Source organism: Bradyrhizobium sp. USDA 4369 (genome assembly GCF_054056435.1).
Genome location: NZ_JBSRYH010000001.1, coordinates 1,553,893 through 1,569,920, shown reverse-complemented (window position 1 = coordinate 1,569,920; position 16,028 = coordinate 1,553,893). Strand labels below are relative to the sequence as shown.

The 16,028-nt window shown below is 65.1% G+C and carries 14 protein-coding genes, 2 tRNA genes and 2 pseudogenes; 15 read left to right on the top strand and 3 right to left on the bottom strand.

The features are described from left to right. Positions 1 to 169 precede the first annotated feature (169 nt). Positions 170 to 845: pseudogene (locus ACVIJ6_RS07220) on the bottom strand (recombinase family protein). Between the two features lie 332 nt (positions 846 to 1,177). Between ACVIJ6_RS07220 and tnpA the strand changes: the two are divergent. The 5 genes and pseudogenes from tnpA (at position 1,178) to ACVIJ6_RS07195 (ending at position 5,741) form a co-directional block, all read left to right on the top strand. Continuing rightward, entirely contained in the window at positions 1,178 to 1,549 is a 372-nt protein-coding gene (tnpA, locus tag ACVIJ6_RS07215) for an IS66-like element accessory protein TnpA (RefSeq protein WP_039187448.1), read from the top strand. Continuing rightward, entirely contained in the window at positions 1,546 to 1,896 is a 351-nt protein-coding gene (tnpB, locus tag ACVIJ6_RS07210; protein WP_456772120.1) for an IS66 family insertion sequence element accessory protein TnpB, read from the top strand. The genes tnpA and tnpB overlap by 4 nt, the downstream gene beginning before the upstream one ends. Before the next feature lie 59 nt (positions 1,897 to 1,955). Further along, the gene (tnpC, locus tag ACVIJ6_RS07205) at positions 1,956 to 3,563 is read left to right on the top strand and encodes an IS66 family transposase (RefSeq protein ID WP_456772119.1); all 1,608 of its coding nucleotides are present in this window, start codon (positions 1,956 to 1,958) and stop codon (positions 3,561 to 3,563) included. Between the two features lie 64 nt (positions 3,564 to 3,627). After that, positions 3,628 to 4,011, top strand: a pseudogene (locus tag ACVIJ6_RS07200) (IS66 family transposase); the annotation flags it as partial. A 790-nt stretch (positions 4,012 to 4,801) separates the two neighbouring features. Further along, positions 4,802 to 5,741 (top strand): IS630 family transposase gene (locus ACVIJ6_RS07195; protein WP_456771184.1). Its coding sequence is split into 2 segments (ribosomal slippage): positions 4,802 to 5,137 and positions 5,139 to 5,741, totalling 939 coding nucleotides; the frame shifts between segments, so codons are not numbered across the junction. A 541-nt stretch (positions 5,742 to 6,282) separates the two neighbouring features. On the opposite strand, the gene ACVIJ6_RS07190 is transcribed toward ACVIJ6_RS07195, so the two are convergent. Continuing rightward, positions 6,283 to 7,914, bottom strand: a complete 1,632-nt coding sequence (locus tag ACVIJ6_RS07190) for a phage integrase (RefSeq protein ID WP_456772118.1) — start codon at positions 7,912 to 7,914, stop codon at positions 6,283 to 6,285. A gap of 92 nt (positions 7,915 to 8,006) precedes the next feature. Continuing rightward, a tRNA-Thr gene (locus ACVIJ6_RS07185) sits at positions 8,007 to 8,081 on the bottom strand. A 349-nt stretch (positions 8,082 to 8,430) separates the two neighbouring features. On the opposite strand from ACVIJ6_RS07185, the gene ACVIJ6_RS07180 reads away from it, so the two are divergent. The 10 genes from ACVIJ6_RS07180 to ACVIJ6_RS07135 all read left to right on the top strand — a co-directional run bounded on the left by ACVIJ6_RS07180 (position 8,431) and on the right by ACVIJ6_RS07135 (position 15,980). After that, positions 8,431 to 8,613, top strand: coding sequence for a hypothetical protein (locus ACVIJ6_RS07180; RefSeq protein WP_456772117.1), 183 nt, complete (start codon positions 8,431 to 8,433; stop codon positions 8,611 to 8,613). A 24-nt stretch (positions 8,614 to 8,637) separates the two neighbouring features. Further along, positions 8,638 to 10,350 carry an FAD-dependent oxidoreductase gene (locus ACVIJ6_RS07175; RefSeq protein ID WP_456776920.1) on the top strand — a complete coding sequence of 571 codons (1,713 nt, stop codon included), beginning with the start codon at positions 8,638 to 8,640 and terminating at the stop codon, positions 10,348 to 10,350. 141 nt (positions 10,351 to 10,491) lie between these two features. Then, entirely contained in the window at positions 10,492 to 11,781 is a 1,290-nt protein-coding gene (murA, locus tag ACVIJ6_RS07170) for a UDP-N-acetylglucosamine 1-carboxyvinyltransferase (protein WP_456772116.1), read from the top strand. Between the two features lie 18 nt (positions 11,782 to 11,799). Further along, entirely contained in the window at positions 11,800 to 12,252 is a 453-nt protein-coding gene (locus ACVIJ6_RS07165; RefSeq protein ID WP_456772115.1) for a DUF2948 family protein, read from the top strand. A gap of 86 nt (positions 12,253 to 12,338) precedes the next feature. Next, the gene (gene hisD, locus ACVIJ6_RS07160) at positions 12,339 to 13,634 is read left to right on the top strand and encodes a histidinol dehydrogenase (RefSeq protein WP_456772114.1); all 1,296 of its coding nucleotides are present in this window, start codon (positions 12,339 to 12,341) and stop codon (positions 13,632 to 13,634) included. After that, entirely contained in the window at positions 13,631 to 14,137 is a 507-nt protein-coding gene (locus ACVIJ6_RS07155) for a UPF0262 family protein (protein ID WP_008962298.1), read from the top strand. The genes hisD and ACVIJ6_RS07155 overlap by 4 nt, the downstream gene beginning before the upstream one ends. 54 nt (positions 14,138 to 14,191) lie before the next feature. Further along, the gene (locus ACVIJ6_RS07150) at positions 14,192 to 14,662 is read left to right on the top strand and encodes an arsenate-mycothiol transferase ArsC (RefSeq protein ID WP_456772113.1); all 471 of its coding nucleotides are present in this window, start codon (positions 14,192 to 14,194) and stop codon (positions 14,660 to 14,662) included. A gap of 180 nt (positions 14,663 to 14,842) precedes the next feature. Next, positions 14,843 to 15,472, top strand: coding sequence for a Maf-like protein (locus ACVIJ6_RS07145; protein WP_456772112.1), 630 nt, complete (start codon positions 14,843 to 14,845; stop codon positions 15,470 to 15,472). Between the two features lie 63 nt (positions 15,473 to 15,535). Beyond that, on the top strand, positions 15,536 to 15,730 hold the full coding sequence (gene yacG, locus ACVIJ6_RS07140) for a DNA gyrase inhibitor YacG (protein WP_456772111.1): 195 nt from the start codon (positions 15,536 to 15,538) through the stop codon (positions 15,728 to 15,730). A gap of 174 nt (positions 15,731 to 15,904) precedes the next feature. Beyond that, positions 15,905 to 15,980: transfer RNA gene (locus tag ACVIJ6_RS07135), tRNA-Phe, on the top strand. Positions 15,981 to 16,028: the final 48 nt, after the last annotated feature.

Genomic DNA, 16,028 nt, shown 5'->3' with positions numbered 1-16,028 from the left:
GGCAAATCGCTCGCTGTATCTCTAGCAACGTAAAGTCGTTTCTTCAAGGAACATGAACTCGAAGACTCGGCGCCCCAATGCAACAAAAGCACTGATAGGGATGCTTAGAAGTGAACATGCACAGCCGCGATGCAGCGTCGGCAAGAGGGCAGTTGCGAACCCCTGCGAGCTAAAGCCGAGCTATGGTCCGGGCCACTTGCACAGCGCTCCACTTTGTTGAGCCGCGAGGGGTGGGGATGTTGCGCTCCGTAAGCTTCCTGGCAATGCCGCTGAGCGATGTTATGCCGCTGGACTGTAGGTCCCTGATTATGTGGGCAAGGTCGGCGGCTCGCTCATTGGCACGGGATATCTGTGCTTCTCGGCCAGCCTTCCTTGCAGCACGTGAAAGCCGCCCCCCCCCTATCGCCGCCCAGCGCGACACCACGCCTCTTCGCAGCTGCGAGGGCCGCCTTGGTGCGGTCCGAGATCGCGCGTCGCTCCTCGTCCGCGACCATCGCCATTATGCCGACGGTGAGCCGGTTTGCATGCGGCATATCAGCCGCAACGAAGTCCACGCCGGCCTTCTCCAATCCGAGCAGGAAGTGTGCATCACGTGACAGTCGGTCGAGTTTGGCGATCACAAGCTTGGCGCCGTAGACACGGCATGTCTGTAATGCCCTGGCAAGCTGCGGACGGTCATCGTCTCGCTTACCACTTTCCACTTCTGTGAACGCTGCTGCGAGCGACCACTGACCGCCATTGAGATAGGTGCGCACCGCCTCCTTTTGAGCGTCCAAACCGAGGCCCGATCTCCCTTGGCCCTTTGTCGAGACTCGATAATACGCCACGAATACGCCTTCGGCCATTTCCGTTACATCCCAAACAACGAACGTTGACACAGATGTAACGCAATCTGCGGCCTTGAGCAACGGGGTGACAGCGTTGGTTCTCTCGGGTCGGCAAAGAGCGTAATTGGCCGAGTTGGAGGGCAGGGCGCCCTTGGTAGCGGTCGAGCGGTGACGAGGCTGCAGCCGTGTCAGGCTCATCATCGCATGCAGGAGCCTCGGTGCCGCTATCGTCGTCGGAGCGATTGCAATGACCTTGCTGAAGACGTTGAACGGTAAGCCCCCGGTGACGGCCACCTTGCGTCGGCAGTGAGGCTTCGCGAAGCCATAGGACTAGTCCTGGAGCTAGTCCTATGGCCAAAGCGGAAGTTGAAGTGATCACGTCGGAGCGGCGACGGCGGCATTGGTCGCGGGCTGACAAGGAGCGCATCGTCGCTGCAGCGTTGCAGCCGGGTGCGACGATCCTGGGCGTGGCGCGCGCGTTTGGTGTGCATTCCAGCCAGGTGTTCCGCTGGCGCCAGCAGCTGTGCGGCGAGGAGACTGCCGTGCCCGGCTTCGCCGCTGTGACGATTGCAGCCGATCCCGATCTTCACGCAGCGGCAGCTCCGCCTCAGGGGCTGATCGAAGTCGAGATCGGGACTGAGACCAAGATCCGGATCAGCGGCGCGGCGGATGCCGCGACGGTGACGGCGGTGATCACGGCGCTCCGGGCGGGCTCGCGATGACGATCCCGATCCCTTCCGGCACACAGGTCTGGCTGGCGACCGGCCATACCGACATGCGCAAGGGCTTCGACGGCCTGGGGCTGCTGGTCCAGGAGACCTTGAAGCGCGATCCGCATGGCGGCCATCTGTTCGTGTTCCGCGGCCGCAGCGGCGGGCTGATCAAGGTGCTGTGGCACGACGGCCAGGGCATGTGCCTGTTCGCCAAGCGGCTGGAGCGCGGCCGCTTCATCTGGCCACAGGCTGTTGACGGAGCGGTGACGATCACGCCGGCCCAGCTCGGCTATCTGCTCGAAGGCATCGACTGGCGGCATCCGCAGCGGACGTGGCGCCCGGAAGCTGTTGGTTGAGGGCTCGAACGTCACGGCACTGATGCGTGCCGGGCGGAGCTGTGATTCCATCTTCTGTGATGATCACAGCCGATTCGCTCCCTGATGATGTCGCGACGCTGAAGGCGCTGGTGCTCGCCGGCCAGGCGGCCAAGCTTGCGGCGGAAGCCAAGGCACGCAATCTCGAAGCCGAGGTCCGCGCCCGCACGCTGCTGATCGAGCAGATGAAGTTCACGATCGCCAAGCTCAAGCACGAACAGCACGGCCAATCCTCCGAGCGCGCCTCGGTGCTCGATCAGCTCGAGCTGGAACTCGCCGACCTCGAGGAGGATGCATCGGAGGCCGAAGCCGATGCGCAGCTGGCAGGCGAACGCGCTAAGGCCGCGAAGATAGACGTGCAGCCATTCGAGCGGCGGCGTCCGGCGCGGCGGCCGCTGCCCGAAGACCTGCCGCGGGAGCGCGTCGTTCATCCCGCGCCGGCCAATTGTCCATGCTGTGGCGGGGACAGGTTGCGCAAGATCGGCGAGGACGTGACCGAGACGCTGGAGCTCGTGCCGCGGCAGTGGAAGGTGATCCAGCATGTGCGTGAGAAGTTCTCCTGCCGCGCCTGCGAGGCGATCAGCCAGCCGCCGGCGCCGTTCCATCCGATCTCGCGCGGGCGCGCTGGACCGCGTCTGCTCGCGCACATCCTATTCGCCAAATACGGCTTGCACCTGCCCCTCAACCGGCAGAGCACGACGTATGCGCACGAAGGTGTGATGCTGGACGTCTCCACGCTGGCCGACTGGGTCGGCGCGGCGGCGGCGACATTGATGCCGCTGGTCGATGCGATCAAGGCGCATGTCCTCGCTGCCGAGCGCATCCATGCCGACGACACCACGGTGCCGGTTCTGGCCAAGGGCGAGACGCGCACGGGGCGCGTCTGGACCTATGTGCGCGACGATCGGCCCTTCGCCGGGCACGCGCCGCCGGCCGCCTTGTTCTTCTACTCGCCCGACCGCTCCGGCACCCATCCAGAGGCGCATCTTGCGACCTATGCTGGACCGATGCAGGCGGATGCCTATGCCGGCTTCAACAGGCTCTACGATCCATCGCGGAAGCCGGGCCCGATCATCGAGGTCGGCTGCTGGGCGCATGCACGGCGCAAGTTCTTCGAGATCGCACGGCTGAAGAAGGCGCCGATCGCGATCGAAGCGATCGCGAAGATCGACGCTCTGTTTGCGATCGAGCGCGAGATCAACGGTCTGCCGGCCCAAGAGCGCAAAGCCGCGCGCCATGCGCGCAGCCGCCCGCTGGTCGATGAGCTTCATGCCTTCCTGCACGAGCGCCGCACCAAGCTCTCCGGCAAGAGCGAGACCGCCAAGGCGATCGACTACAGCCTCAAGCGCTGGGAGGTGTTCACGCGCTTCATCGACGATGGCCGGCTGTGCATGACCAACAACGCGGCCGAACGCGAGCTGCGCGCCGTGGCCGTCGGCCGCAAGAACTGGACCTTCGCCGGCTCCGACGATGGCGGCCGCCGTGCTGCCGCCATCTACACCCTGATCCAGACCGCCAAGCTCAACAACCTCGACCCGCAGGCGTGGCTTGCCGACGTCCTCGCCAGGTTGCCCGATCATCCGGCCAGCAGGATCGCAGACCTGCTGCCCTGGAGCTGGAAGCACACCGCCATCCCTGCCGCTGCCTGATCGCTCCGATCAATCGTCCATCCGCGCGGGCTACTCCGCCTGCGGTCTTCACCGGATGCGTACCCTACGCCGGATGCTTACCGAGCGCCGCGCCAAGCTCTCCGACAAGAGCGAGACCGCCAAGGCGATCGACTACAGCCTTAAGCGCCGGGAGGTGTTCACGCGCTTCATCGACGATGGCCGGCTGTGCATGACCAACAACGCGGCCGAACGCGAGTTGCGCGCCGTGGCCGTCGGCCGCAAGAACTGGACCTTTGCCGGCTCCGACGATGGCGGCCGCCGGGCCGCCGCCATCTACACCCTGATCCAGACCGCCAAGCTCAACAACGTCGACCCGCAGGCGTGGCTTGCCGACGTCCTCGCCAGGCTGCCCGATCATCCGGCCAGCAGGATCGCAGACCTGCTGCCCTGGAGCTGGAAGCACACCGCCATCCCCGCCGCTGCCTGATCGCTCCGATCAATCGTCCATCCACGCGGGCTACTCCGCCTGCGGTCCTCACCGGATGCGTACGTTGAACGGCTCCGTATTGGAACATCACTCGTCAATCTGATCGGCGGCGACGATGGCCGGCGTATCAGCGAAGGTCTCTCCGAGCGCGTCTAGGTGCAGCGGGCAAAACGACCGATGCGTTGTCGTCCCGATGGAATTGCATTCTCACGAACTCCTGCAGCCCCCGGCCGCGCCATGCCCGTGCGCCGCCTGATCGGGGCGTCAGCATCTTGGGCACGGCAGCAGCCGGAAGGCGGTTCGCATGGGCCTCCGATCGCCCAAGCGCATTTGACAAGTTGCCCCCCTGCACGTGGTCAAAAGCGATAGCGTGCCGCCGGGCACGGGGGATGTCGGGCTCATTTCGTAGTCGATGTGCCGGTTCAAAGATTTTCGTCAGAATACCGGGCATCGTGGAATGCCGTTGCGATCGTCGCCGGTCGAAGGGGGCGCGGCCATAGTGAGGAGGGTGGATCGGGCCAAGGGCTTCGATTGACTGTCAGGCGAGGTGGGGCGCTTCGGAGTGGCTGGGCACAGGAGGAGGCCTGGCACCAATGATGGCACCGATGCGAAGCCCTCTCCAAAGGACGGCTGCATCGCCATCTGCTTGGGTTGGCTTCTATTGGGGCTGATTATCGAGGTCCGCCTCGGTGTCCTCTAAAGCGGGATGAGAATAGCCTGAATCGATTTGGGATTCCCAAATCAGCGTGTTTCTGATTCACCGTGTTGGCTGGGAAGGAGGCCAGCACGGATGGGCGCACCATATTCTCTGGACCTTCGAAAGCGGGTTGTCGCCGCGATCAAGGGCGGGATGTCTCGCAATAAGGCGGCCAAGCAGTTTGGGGTCGCGATCAGCACAGCGATCAATTGGGCCAGGCTTGAGAAGGAGACAGGCAGCATCGAACCTGGCCAGATGGGCGGCCATAAGCCCAAGGCGATCTCGGGTGAGCATGCCACGTGGCTGCAACAGCGAATCAGAGCGAGCGACTTCACCTTAAGAGGGCTGGTGGCCGAGCTCGCCGAACGCGGGTTGAAAGTCGACTACCGTTCGGTCTGGGAATTCGTTCATGCCGAGAAGCTCAGCTTCAAAAAAAAGCGTGGAGGCTGGCGAACGCGATCGTCCTGACGTGGCGCGGCGACGAGAGCAATGGAGGAAATATCAAGATCGCATCGACGCCACGCGCCTTGTCTTTATCGACGAAACCTGGACCAGGACAGACATGGCGCCGTTGCGAGGATGGAGCCCGCGTGGTAGCAGGCTGACCGCCAAAGTCCCTCACGGACGGTGGAAAACAATGACCTTTCTGGCGGCACTGCGCCACGACCGCATTGATGCACCATGGTTCATTGAAGGGCCGATCAACGGCGAAAGCTTTCGCACCTATGTAGAGCACGTTCTTTTGCCGACCCTTCATCCGGGCGATATCGTGATCTTGGACAACCTCGGCAGCCACAAAAGCAAAGCCGTCCGCCAATTGATCCGCTCGGTAGGAGCCAGGATCTTCTTCTTGCCCAAATACTCGCCCGACCTGAACCCAATCGAACAGGTCTTTGCCAAGCTCAAGCACCTTCTACGCAAAGCCGCGGCGCGAACCGTCGACACGGTTTGCGCCGCAATTGCTGGTGCCCTCGACGCCTTCTCCGCAGAAGAGTGTGCCAACTACCTCAAAAACTCAGGATATCGAACTTAATCTCATCTCGCTTTAGACCCCCGATAGAGAGTCTCCCTATTGGAGGGGGGCTCTAAGTGGGGGATGGCGATCGAGGTCCACCTCAGTACCACCATCCTCACCCTACCGGTTCACTTCAGTGTACTATAGGGGTGTAACCCCGGATGCGTATGCAGTAGTGCAACCTATTGGTCAGGGTTGCGCCTAGCGCCTGCACACGCACTCGATGTGTGCCGCCTCGGGTGTGGGTGCCGAAGGGTTTGCCGAGGCCCCTCAGGGCGCCTAGGAGACTCGTACAGACGGTTAGTGTGGGTTCTCGCAGAAAGGGGCTGGCCTCCGACGAACCTCCTGAGGGGGCTTCTAATCTCTGCCTGTACGGCATTGAGGGATGCTGGCCCGCGGCGCCCATGAACCCCCTCGGCCGCGTCATCAAGCCTCGGATCGTCTCGGGGCGCGACGAAACGAGATTGGGCGCGGGGGTCTTGCTGCTCTTGATCAGTTCTGTACCTGGGGAATCGACGCATCGCCTCAACTCGCGCCCTCAGCGCCACCTTCGTGTTGATCATTCCGCCGCAGGATCGATGTTTAGAGCTCCGTCGCTTCCGGCGAGGGAGTAGCGCGGAAACTTTCTTATGGCGGCAAAGCGCGTCTTGAGAGTGACCTTGGTGTATGCCTCGCCTTGGGTCCTCGGGGAGTGGTTCGAGATTGCATCCAGCGTAAGGCTTTCGATGCCCGCCTCTAACCCATAGGATTTGAAGGTATAGCGCCAAGCGTGGTTGGGTTGGACGTGCGGGTCCTTGACCACGTCGCGCACCATGCTCAGGATGCGCTTGTAAACGCCTCCCGCTGGACCATCGATCGTGCCGTCCTTGCTGGCGTCGCAGAACAGGTGCCCTGTCTTGGCATTGGCCACGAAGGCGACGAACCCAGTGTCGATCAAGTGCTGATGAACGGGCACGTCGCAGAACTTGTTGTTCTTGATGCTGCCAGCCTCTGGCGTCAGCCTGATCACCCAGCCGAGCGCGGAGTCCTTGCGAACGTCCTGTTTCCTCAGCTGGATCATCTCCGCAACCCGGGCCCCCGAATAGGCGCAAAGCCATGGCACCCAACGCTTAGCGGCGGTGGTCTTCGGGCTCTCTCGCTCCGAGCCGACGATGGCGGCGGCGTGTTGGAGAATCTTTGCGGCTTCCTCGGGCAGGAAATACTTCTCCCGAACCTCCGCGGTGTTCCGCTTGGCCTTGATGGACGTCCGTTCGGTTGGATTGGCTGAGAGCCAGCCGCGCTCAACGCCCCAGTTGAAGACGTTGCTGAAAGACGTGATGTCGCTGTCGTTGATTGTCTTGATGCTGATCTTGTTCGCAAGGCGATGGTCGCGCCAGCGAACGATGTCCTGTTTGGTCACGCGACTGGCATCATCATGTTCGAGGAAGTCTATCAGCTTCTCAAACCGTTGCTTGATGCGTTTCGCGTCGCGGTCCTTAACGCCCCGATCAGGTGCCGCTTTGTGCCATGCCTCCACCAGAGCAGTAAGGGATCGTCCGCTGGCAGCTTTCGGCTGCGGATCTTCGTATCGCGGGAAGCGCTTTGCATAATCATCGGGCGTGAAGTCGCCATCTGCGTTCTGCGAAAGCTTCTTTGCGGCTGCAGGGAGGTCGACAGAAGCCCGTTCGATGAGTTTCCAGCGGCTATCGCTATCGGTATGGATGCCGCGTCGCGCAAGGAATGTATCGGTCAACTTGCCGAGAAGCTGTTCCAACGAGGCACGGCGACGGTCCTCATGTGACCTGTGAATGCCCACTGCAGCAACGATACCCTCTTCGCCCTTTCGCGCCCTCTCAATCTTCTTCGCGGCTCGCAGCCAAAGATCAGCACCGACCACGGGGTCGTCTTCCAAGCCGTCAGCGAATGCTCGGTACAGCTCACCGGAGAGGGCGCTGATCTGCTTGACCGACAACGGCTTGGGGCCAGCTCGGAGCGCCGCCATGGTGCGCTCGACCTCGGCAGCGACCTCGGGGCATTTCGCTTTCGCTGCCGCGCGGTCTGCCGTCTTGAGGGAGATGCTGATGTGGTCCTTGTACCAATTGGGAGGCCGCTGCTCCTTGGGCAGCTTGGCAAGGATCGCTTGAACGTCGGGAGGGATGCGCTTTCGGAAGTACCAGTTCTCGGAACCGGGGCGCTTGGTCGGGCAGGCCATTCTCAAAACCATCGTGCAACACCTGTGTGTATCAGGCGCAGCGCGGAAATCTCAACATGTTCAGTAAGTTGTTGACATCACAGGGACAACAATGGTGCTGCCGGACAGGATTGAACTGTCGACCTCTCCCTTACCAAGGGAGTGCTCTACCACTGAGCTACGGCAGCAGAAGGGACTCGCGGGGATCAGGCCCGAAGGCCGCGCCCGAACGCGGGCGGTTCTTGCCACAAGGTCCCCGCCTGCGCAAGCGCGGCTCGCCCGGTTTTCGGGGAAAGACGCAGGACGCCTCCGTCAAAATCGCGCGCAAGGTCCTGGAATCGGATCGAAATGGCCCGTCGGGCCCACATTTTTGGGCTCGGCCGCCGAATCCGCGCGCCGGACGTGGTTGCTGCCGCAACTCCCCATCCGGGCAGGCGACGCCGGAGGACGCGGAACTTACCGTCTGTGGCGCATCGCCTCTTGGCTTTCGCGCTCGCGGCATCAATTGTGCCGGACGTCAGGCACCGGAGGAGGGGGATGACGGATCAGACCAGCAAGCCAACGCCGAAAGTATCGCGCGAGGAGCGGCTGAAGCAGGCGCTGCGCGAAAATCTGAAGCGGCGCAAAGCGCAGAGCCGCGAACGGAGCCAGATCCTGGCCGCGCCCGATGCCGGCCTGGACGAGGCCGCGGCGCGCGGCCCCGACGAATCGAAGCGTTGAGCCAAGTTTGAAGAGGGGTGCGTGATGCAGGCGGATGACGGGACGGCGGCCGAGGCGCAGCGGGTGGATCTGGCGAAGAGCTTTGCCCGATTCGAGCAGACCTTTCCGGAACTGACGGCGCAGGAGATCGCCCGGCTGCGCGGCTTCGGCGAGGTCCGCAATTATCGCGACGGCGAGCTGCTGTTCGAGACCGGCAAGCCCGGTCCCGGCATGTTCGTGATCCTCAGCGGTCATGTCGCCATCACCCAGCGCGACGGCCTCGGCCACGTCACGCCCGTGATCGACCAGGGGCCGGGGCAGTTTCTGGCCGAGATCGCCCAGCTCTCCGGCCGCGTCGCGCTGGTCGATGGCCAGGCCGAGGGCGATGTCGAGGTCATCCTGATTCGGCCCGACAAGCTGAGGGCGCTCCTGATCGCCGAGGCCGAGCTCGGCGAGCGCATCATGCGGGCGCTGATCCTGCGCCGGGTCAATCTGATCCAGGGTGGCGCCGGCGGCCCGGTCATGATCGGCTCGCCCCAATCCGCGGCGATCGCGCGGCTGCAGAGCTTTCTCACCCGCAACGGCTTTCCGAATCATCTGCTCGATCCGGCCGTCGATCACGATGCCGCCGAGTTGATCGCGCGCTATTCGCCGACGCCGGCGGACCTGCCGCTGGTTGTCGTGTCCGACGGCAGCGTGCTGCGCAATCCGAGCGAGACCGAGCTCGCGCGCGCCATCGGCATGATCGGCGGTCCGCGCGGCGAAAAGATTTACGATGTCGCGGTCGTCGGCTGCGGACCGGCGGGGCTCGCCACCGCCGTGTATGGCGCCTCCGAAGGTCTGTCGGTCGCGGTGCTGGATTCGCGTGCGTTCGGCGGCCAGGCCGGCGCCAGCGCCCGCATCGAGAACTATTTCGGCTTTCCCACCGGCATCACCGGGCTCGCGCTGACCGCGCGCGCCTTCAACCAGGCGCAGAAATTCGGCGCCGAGATCATGATCCCGGTGTCGGTGACGGCGCTCGATTGCGAGCGCAAGAACGGCGCCTTCGTGCTGGTGCTTGAGGGCGGCGACCAGGTGCGGGCGCGCGCGGTCGTGGTCGCCAGCGGCGCGCGCTATCGCCGTCCGGATCTCGCGCGGCTCAAGGAGTTCGAGGGCCGCGGCGTCTGGTACTGGGCCTCGCCGATCGAGGCGCGGCTGTGTGCAGGGCAGGAGGTCGCCCTCGTGGGCGGCGGCAATTCCGCCGGCCAGGCCGCGGTGTTTCTGTCGGGCCAGGTGAAGAAAGTGCGCATGATCATCCGCGGCGGCGGGCTCGCCGCCTCGATGTCGCGCTATCTGATCGAGCGCATCGAGGCGACGCCGAATATCGAGCTCCTGTTCAACACCGAGGTGGTCGCGCTTGACGGTGGTCCGGACATCGGCCTGGAGCGCATCACTCTCAAGAGCCGGCTGTCCGGGGAGGAAACTCCGGCCGAGATCCGCAACCTGTTTCTGTTTGTCGGCGCCGATCCAGCGACCGGCTGGCTCGGCGATTGCGGTGTCACGCTCGACCGCGCCGGCTTCGTCGTGACCGGCGCGCAGTCGGAGCAGAATGCGGGGCGGATGGTGTCGCCGCTGGAGACCTCGGTGCCCGGCGTCTATGCGGTCGGCGATGTCCGCTCCGGCTCGGTCAAGCGGGTCGGCGGCGCCATCGGCGAGGGCGCCCAGGTGGTGGCGGCGCTGCACGGTTTTCTCGCCGATCCGCTGGTGCCGCCGGTGTGATTCGCGGCGGTGAATAGCACGGTCCGGGGGATGAATTCCCGGAGGCTGCCACCTGCCGTTGCGAACTCATCAAATCGCCGTAATGTCGGTCCTGTTGCGCCCATCTCAGCCAAATTTCCCGATCAGCCCAGCAGGATCAGCATGGATCGCATTCGCATCGTCGGCGGCACCCCGCTTCACGGCACCATCCCGATTTCGGGCGCGAAGAACGCCGCTCTGCCGCTGATGATCGCCGGTCTTCTGACGCCGGAGACGCTGATCCTCGACAACGTCCCCCGCCTCGCCGACGTGGCCCAGCTGCAGCGCATTCTCGGCAATCACGGCGTGGACATCATGGCGGTCGGCAAGCGTCCGGGCGACGGCCAGTACCAGGGCCAGACGCTGCAGATCTCGGCTGCCAATATCATCGACACGACAGCGCCGTACGAACTGGTGTCGCGGATGCGCGCCAGCTTCTGGGTGATCGCGCCGCTGCTGGCGCGGATGCATGAGGCGCGGGTGTCCTTGCCTGGCGGCTGCGCCATCGGCACGCGGCCGGTCGATCTCTTGATCATGGCGCTGGAAAAGCTCGGCGCCAGCATCGACATCGATGCCGGCTATGTCGTCGCCAAGGCGCCGGGCGGGCTGCGCGGCGGTCGGATCGATTTCCCCAAGGTCACTGTCGGCGGCACCCATGTCGCGGTGATGGCCGCGGCGCTCGCCAAGGGAACGACCGTCATCACCAACGCGGCCTGCGAGCCGGAAATCACCGATCTCGCCGACTGCCTCAACAAGATGGGCGCGCGCATCATTGGCGCCGGCACGCCCCGGATCGAGATCGAGGGCGTGAACGCTCTGCACGGCGCGCGGCATACGGTGCTGCCGGATCGCATCGAGGCCGGCACCTATGCGATCGCCACCGCGATGACGGGCGGCGACGTGCATCTCGCCGGCGCCCGGCCGGAGCTCCTGCAATCGGCGCTCGACGTGCTGACCGAGGCGGGCGCCGAGATTTCGAGCGATGCCGAGGGCATCCGCGTCGTCAGAAACGGCCATGGCATCCGCCCGGTGCAGGTCGCGACCGCGCCATTTCCCGGTTTTCCCACCGACCTGCAGGCCCAGCTGATGGCGCTGATGGTGCGGGCGCAGGGCGCGTCTGAGATTACCGAGACCATCTTCGAGAACCGTTTCATGCACGTCCAGGAACTGGCGCGGTTCGGCGCGCGTATCAGTCTGGATGGCGAGACCGCGCGAATCGAGGGCATCTCGACCCTGCGCGGCGCGCCCGTGATGGCGACCGACCTGCGCGCCTCGGTGTCGCTGGTCATCGCCGGGCTGGCGGCGGAAGGCGAAACCATGATCAACCGTGTCTACCATCTCGATCGCGGCTTCGAGCGGCTGGAAGACAAGCTGAAGGCCTGCGGCGCCACGATCGAGCGCATCCGCGAGTGAGGTTGAAGGGATGATGTCGTGACCGACCGGCTGAAACTGATCGCGCTCGATGCCGACGATCTGGCGGTGATCTCCGCGCATGTGCAGGATGCGCGGGTGCAGCCGGCCGACATCATCTGGCGCCAGGCCGAGAAGCGGCTGGTGATCGGCATGAACCGGCTCGATTGGGACCAGGCGCTGCACGGCCAGAGCGAGCCGCGCCGCCTGTTGGCCGCGTTGCGCTTCGACCGCGTGCTGGCCTGCAAGTCGCGCCGGATCGACCTTGCTGTGCCCGAGACGGTGCTGGAGCTGATCGGCATCGAATTTCATATCGGCGCCGAGCCGCCGGCCGGCAGCGCCCTGCTGCTGTTCGCTCATGGCGGCGCGCTGCGACTCGATGTCGAATGCCTGGAATGCGAGCTGACCGATCTCGGCGAGGATGACCTCGGCACGTCGGACGGCATCGACGACGTCCCGCCGCTGACCGGATAGGGCGGTTTCAGAGGGTTGACGGCCCCGCGCTGCCGCGCCATTGAGCAGGGGGTCGGGGGCAGCCACCCCTTCGGAAAGTGCCAGAGATGCCCATTCGCCTGTCCCGCGCCAGTGCCGATTTCGACACTCAGTTTCGGCAGTTTCTCGCCGCCAAGCGCGAGACCTCCGCCGATGTCGAAGCCGCCGCCCGCGCCATCGTCGACGACGTCGCCCAGCGCGGCGATGCGGCTCTGCTCGAGGCGACGCGCAAGTTCGACCGGCTGGAGCTGACCGCTGCCTCGCTGCGCGTTACGCCCGCCGAGATCGAGGCGGCGGTGAAGGCCTGTGATGCTGCGACATTGGACGCGCTGAAATTCGCCCGCGACCGTATCGAAGCCTTTCATCTCAAGCAGCTGCCAACCGACCAGCGCTTCACCGACGCCGCCGGCGTCGAGCTCGGCTGGCGCTGGAGCGCGATCGAATCCGCCGGTCTTTACGTCCCCGGCGGCACCGCGGCCTATCCGTCCTCGGTGCTGATGAACGCCATCCCGGCCAAGGTCGCCGGGGTCGGACGCCTCGTGATGGTGGTGCCGGCGCCGGACGGCAGGCTCAATCCGCTGGTGCTCGCCGCCGCCCATCTCGGCGGCGTCTCCGAGATCTACCGCGTCGGTGGCGCTCAGGCCGTAGCCGCGCTCGCTTGGGGTACGGCGACGATCGCGCCGGTCGCCAAGATCGTCGGCCCCGGCAATGCCTATGTCGCCGCCGCCAAGCGGCTGGTGTTCGGCAAGGTCGGCATCGACATGATCGCCGGCCCCTCCGAGGTGCTCGTCATCGCCGACGACAGCGGCAATGCCGATTGGATCGCCGCCGATCTGCTGGCCCAGGCCGAGCATGATGCCAGCGCGCAGTCGATCCTGATCACCGACAGCCGCCGCCTGGCCGACGACGTCGCCCGCGCCGTCGAGGGCCAGCTCAAGACGCTCCCCCGTGCCGAGATCGCCGGCGCGTCCTGGGCCGATTTCGGCGCCATCATCGAGGTCGACGATCTCGACCAGGCCGTGCCGCTGGTGGACGCCATCGCCGCCGAGCATCTCGAGATCATGACCAGAGATCCCGACGCCTTCGCGGCCCGGGTCCGCAATGCCGGTGCCATTTTCCTCGGCGCGCACACGCCGGAGGCGATCGGCGACTATGTCGGCGGCTCCAATCATGTGCTGCCGACCGCGCGCTCGGCGCGGTTCTCCTCGGGCCTCGGCGTGCTCGACTTCATGAAGCGCACGTCGCTGTTGAAATGCGGTCCGGACCAGTTGCGCGCGCTGGGACCAGCGGCGATGACTCTGGGCAAGGCCGAGGGTCTCGACGCCCATTCACGCTCCGTGGGAATACGCCTCAACCTGCCATGACCCAGCACCCGCCAGGCGACGACCGGACCAATCGCATCGTGGCGGTGACGCTCGACGAGGAGTCGATCGGCCGCTCCGGTCCGGACATCGAGCATGAGCGGGCGATCGCGATCTACGACCTCGTCGAGGAGAACCTGTTCGCACCCGAGGGCGCCGACGGCCAGGGTCCGTTCACCTTGCATCTCGGCATCACCGCCAACCGGCTGATGTTCGACATCCGCAAGGAGGACGGCACGCCCGTGGTGACGCATCTGCTGTCGCTGTCGCCGTTCCGGCGGATCGTGAAGGACTATTTCATGATCTGCGACAGCTATTACAACGCGATCCGCACCGCGACGCCCGACAAGATCGAGGCGATCGACATGGGCCGCCGCGGCATCCATGACGAGGGCTCGCGCACCTTGCAGGAGCGGCTCAAGGGCAAGGTGCGGGTCGACTTCGAGACCTCGCGCCGGCTGTTCACCCTGATCACGGTGCTGCACTGGAAGGGCGAGGGCCAGTGATGCGGCGGGCCGGCCACCGCGCGTCCAGCCGTTCGGCCAAGGACGCCTAGCCCCATGGCCGAGGTGCCGCCGCGCGCCCGCCAGCCACAGGCGGTGCTGTTCGCCTGCGGCCAGAACAGCGTCCGCTCGCCGATGGCCGAGAGCCTGCTGCGCCAGATGTTGCCGCAGGCCGTCTACGTCCGCTCCGCCGGCGTCAAGAAGGGCGAGCTCGACCCGTTCGCCGTGTCCGTCATGGCCGAGCTCGGCCAGGACATCTCGCAGCACAAGCCGACCACCTTCGAGGAACTCGAGGATTGGGAAGGCCTGAACTTCGACCTCATCATCACCCTCTCGCCCGAGGCGCATCACAAGGCCCTCGAGCTGACCCGCACCATCGCCGCCGACGTCGAATATTGGCCGACGCCCGACCCGACCACCACCGACGGCAACCGTGAGCAGAAGCTCGCCGCCTATCGCGAGGTCTGCGACGGCCTGTTTGCGAGGATCCGCAAGCGCTTCGCCAAGCCGGGACCGGCAGGCTTGTAGGATCCCGGTTCCAGCACAGGTGTCATCGAACCGAAATACCAACGTCGTCTCCCGCTCAAACTGACCTCGTAGAGCAAGCGGTCGCAGCCTTGTCGCACCCTTCGGGTTGTGGAATGACAGCCCTTCCGATAGGTTCCGCGCGCCCGCCCGTCGACTTCCGAATCCCTCAGCGAAATCAGCATGCTCGGCCGTCCCAAAATCGTTCTTGCATCCGGTTCGCCGCGGCGGCTGGCGCTGCTCAACCAGGCCGGCATCGAGCCCGATGCGCTGCGTCCGGCCGATGTCGACGAGACGCCGAAGCGTGGCGAGCTGCCGCGTGCCTGCGCCAACCGCCTGGCGCGGGCCAAGGCCGATGCGGCGCTGAAATCCGTCCAGCTCGATGACGAGCTGCGCGGCGCCTTCATCATCTCCGCCGACACCGTGGTCGCGGTCGGCCGCCGCATCCTGCCGAAGGCCAATCTGGTCGACGAGGCCTCGCAGTGCCTGCGGCTGCTCTCGGGCCGCAACCACCGCGTCTACACCGCGATCACCCTGGTGACGCCGAAGGAGGCGTTCCGCCAGCGCCTGGTCGAGACCCGCGTCCGCTTCAAGCGGCTCAGCGAGGACGACATCCAGGCCTATATCGGCTCCGGCGAATGGCGCGGGAAGGCCGGCGGCTATGCCGTGCAGGGCATCGCCGGCTCGTTCGTGGTGAAGATGGTCGGCTCCTACACCAACGTCGTCGGCCTGCCGCTCTATGAGACCACGACGCTGCTCGCCGGCGAGGGGTTCCCGGTCCGCTTCGGCTGGCTCAACACCGTCGGCGTCTAGCCTCTCCCCAAGAGGGCTCCAAAGGGGATGCATTGGCCGCCGCCACCGCCTAAATAGCCGCCGATGTCCGACGAATCGACCCGCTCCAAGACCGCCACCGCGAAGCCCATCCGCCGCTGCCCGATCTGCAACCGGGCCGCCGCGGAAGCGTCGCGCCCGTTCTGCTCGTCGCGCTGCCGTGACGTCGACCTGCATCGCTGGTTGAGCGGCTCCTATGTCATCCCGGCCACCGAGGGTGACGAGGATGACGTCGAATAGATCCGTATTTTCATGGTCTTGCGCCGGGACTGCCGGCTGGCGGCCGCGCGCTTACGCCGCCGCTGCGCATCTGCAAAAGGAATGTGAAAACTTCGCGTTTGGGCGGTAGACAGCGCCGTCCGCTCCCACTATAACCCGCCGGCTCGCCGGGCTTTTTTGCCCTTCACGAGACCTGCCCAGGTAGCTCAGTTGGTAGAGCATGCGACTGAAAATCGCAGTGTCGGTGGTTCGATTCCGCCCCTGGGCACCATCATCCTCTCCGAACCCGTCCGTTCTTGTCCGCGCAGGTTCGCAGCGC

What these genes read in the sequence shown, in the direction of transcription:
- tnpA (WP_039187448.1), top strand. Translation starts at nt 1,178, where the DNA reads ATGGCCAAAGCGGAAGTTGAAGTGATCACGTCGGAGCGGCGACGGCGG.
- tnpB (WP_456772120.1), top strand. Translation starts at nt 1,546, where the DNA reads ATGACGATCCCGATCCCTTCCGGCACACAGGTCTGGCTGGCGACCGGC.
- tnpC (WP_456772119.1), top strand. Translation starts at nt 1,956, where the DNA reads ATGATCACAGCCGATTCGCTCCCTGATGATGTCGCGACGCTGAAGGCG.
- ACVIJ6_RS07190 (WP_456772118.1), bottom strand. Translation starts at nt 7,914, where the DNA reads ATGGCCTGCCCGACCAAGCGCCCCGGTTCCGAGAACTGGTACTTCCGA.
- ACVIJ6_RS07180 (WP_456772117.1), top strand. Translation starts at nt 8,431, where the DNA reads ATGACGGATCAGACCAGCAAGCCAACGCCGAAAGTATCGCGCGAGGAG.
- ACVIJ6_RS07175 (WP_456776920.1), top strand. Translation starts at nt 8,638, where the DNA reads ATGCAGGCGGATGACGGGACGGCGGCCGAGGCGCAGCGGGTGGATCTG.
- murA (WP_456772116.1), top strand. Translation starts at nt 10,492, where the DNA reads ATGGATCGCATTCGCATCGTCGGCGGCACCCCGCTTCACGGCACCATC.
- hisD (WP_456772114.1), top strand. Translation starts at nt 12,339, where the DNA reads ATGCCCATTCGCCTGTCCCGCGCCAGTGCCGATTTCGACACTCAGTTT.
- ACVIJ6_RS07155 (WP_008962298.1), top strand. Translation starts at nt 13,631, where the DNA reads ATGACCCAGCACCCGCCAGGCGACGACCGGACCAATCGCATCGTGGCG.
- ACVIJ6_RS07150 (WP_456772113.1), top strand. Translation starts at nt 14,192, where the DNA reads ATGGCCGAGGTGCCGCCGCGCGCCCGCCAGCCACAGGCGGTGCTGTTC.
- ACVIJ6_RS07145 (WP_456772112.1), top strand. Translation starts at nt 14,843, where the DNA reads ATGCTCGGCCGTCCCAAAATCGTTCTTGCATCCGGTTCGCCGCGGCGG.
- yacG (WP_456772111.1), top strand. Translation starts at nt 15,536, where the DNA reads ATGTCCGACGAATCGACCCGCTCCAAGACCGCCACCGCGAAGCCCATC.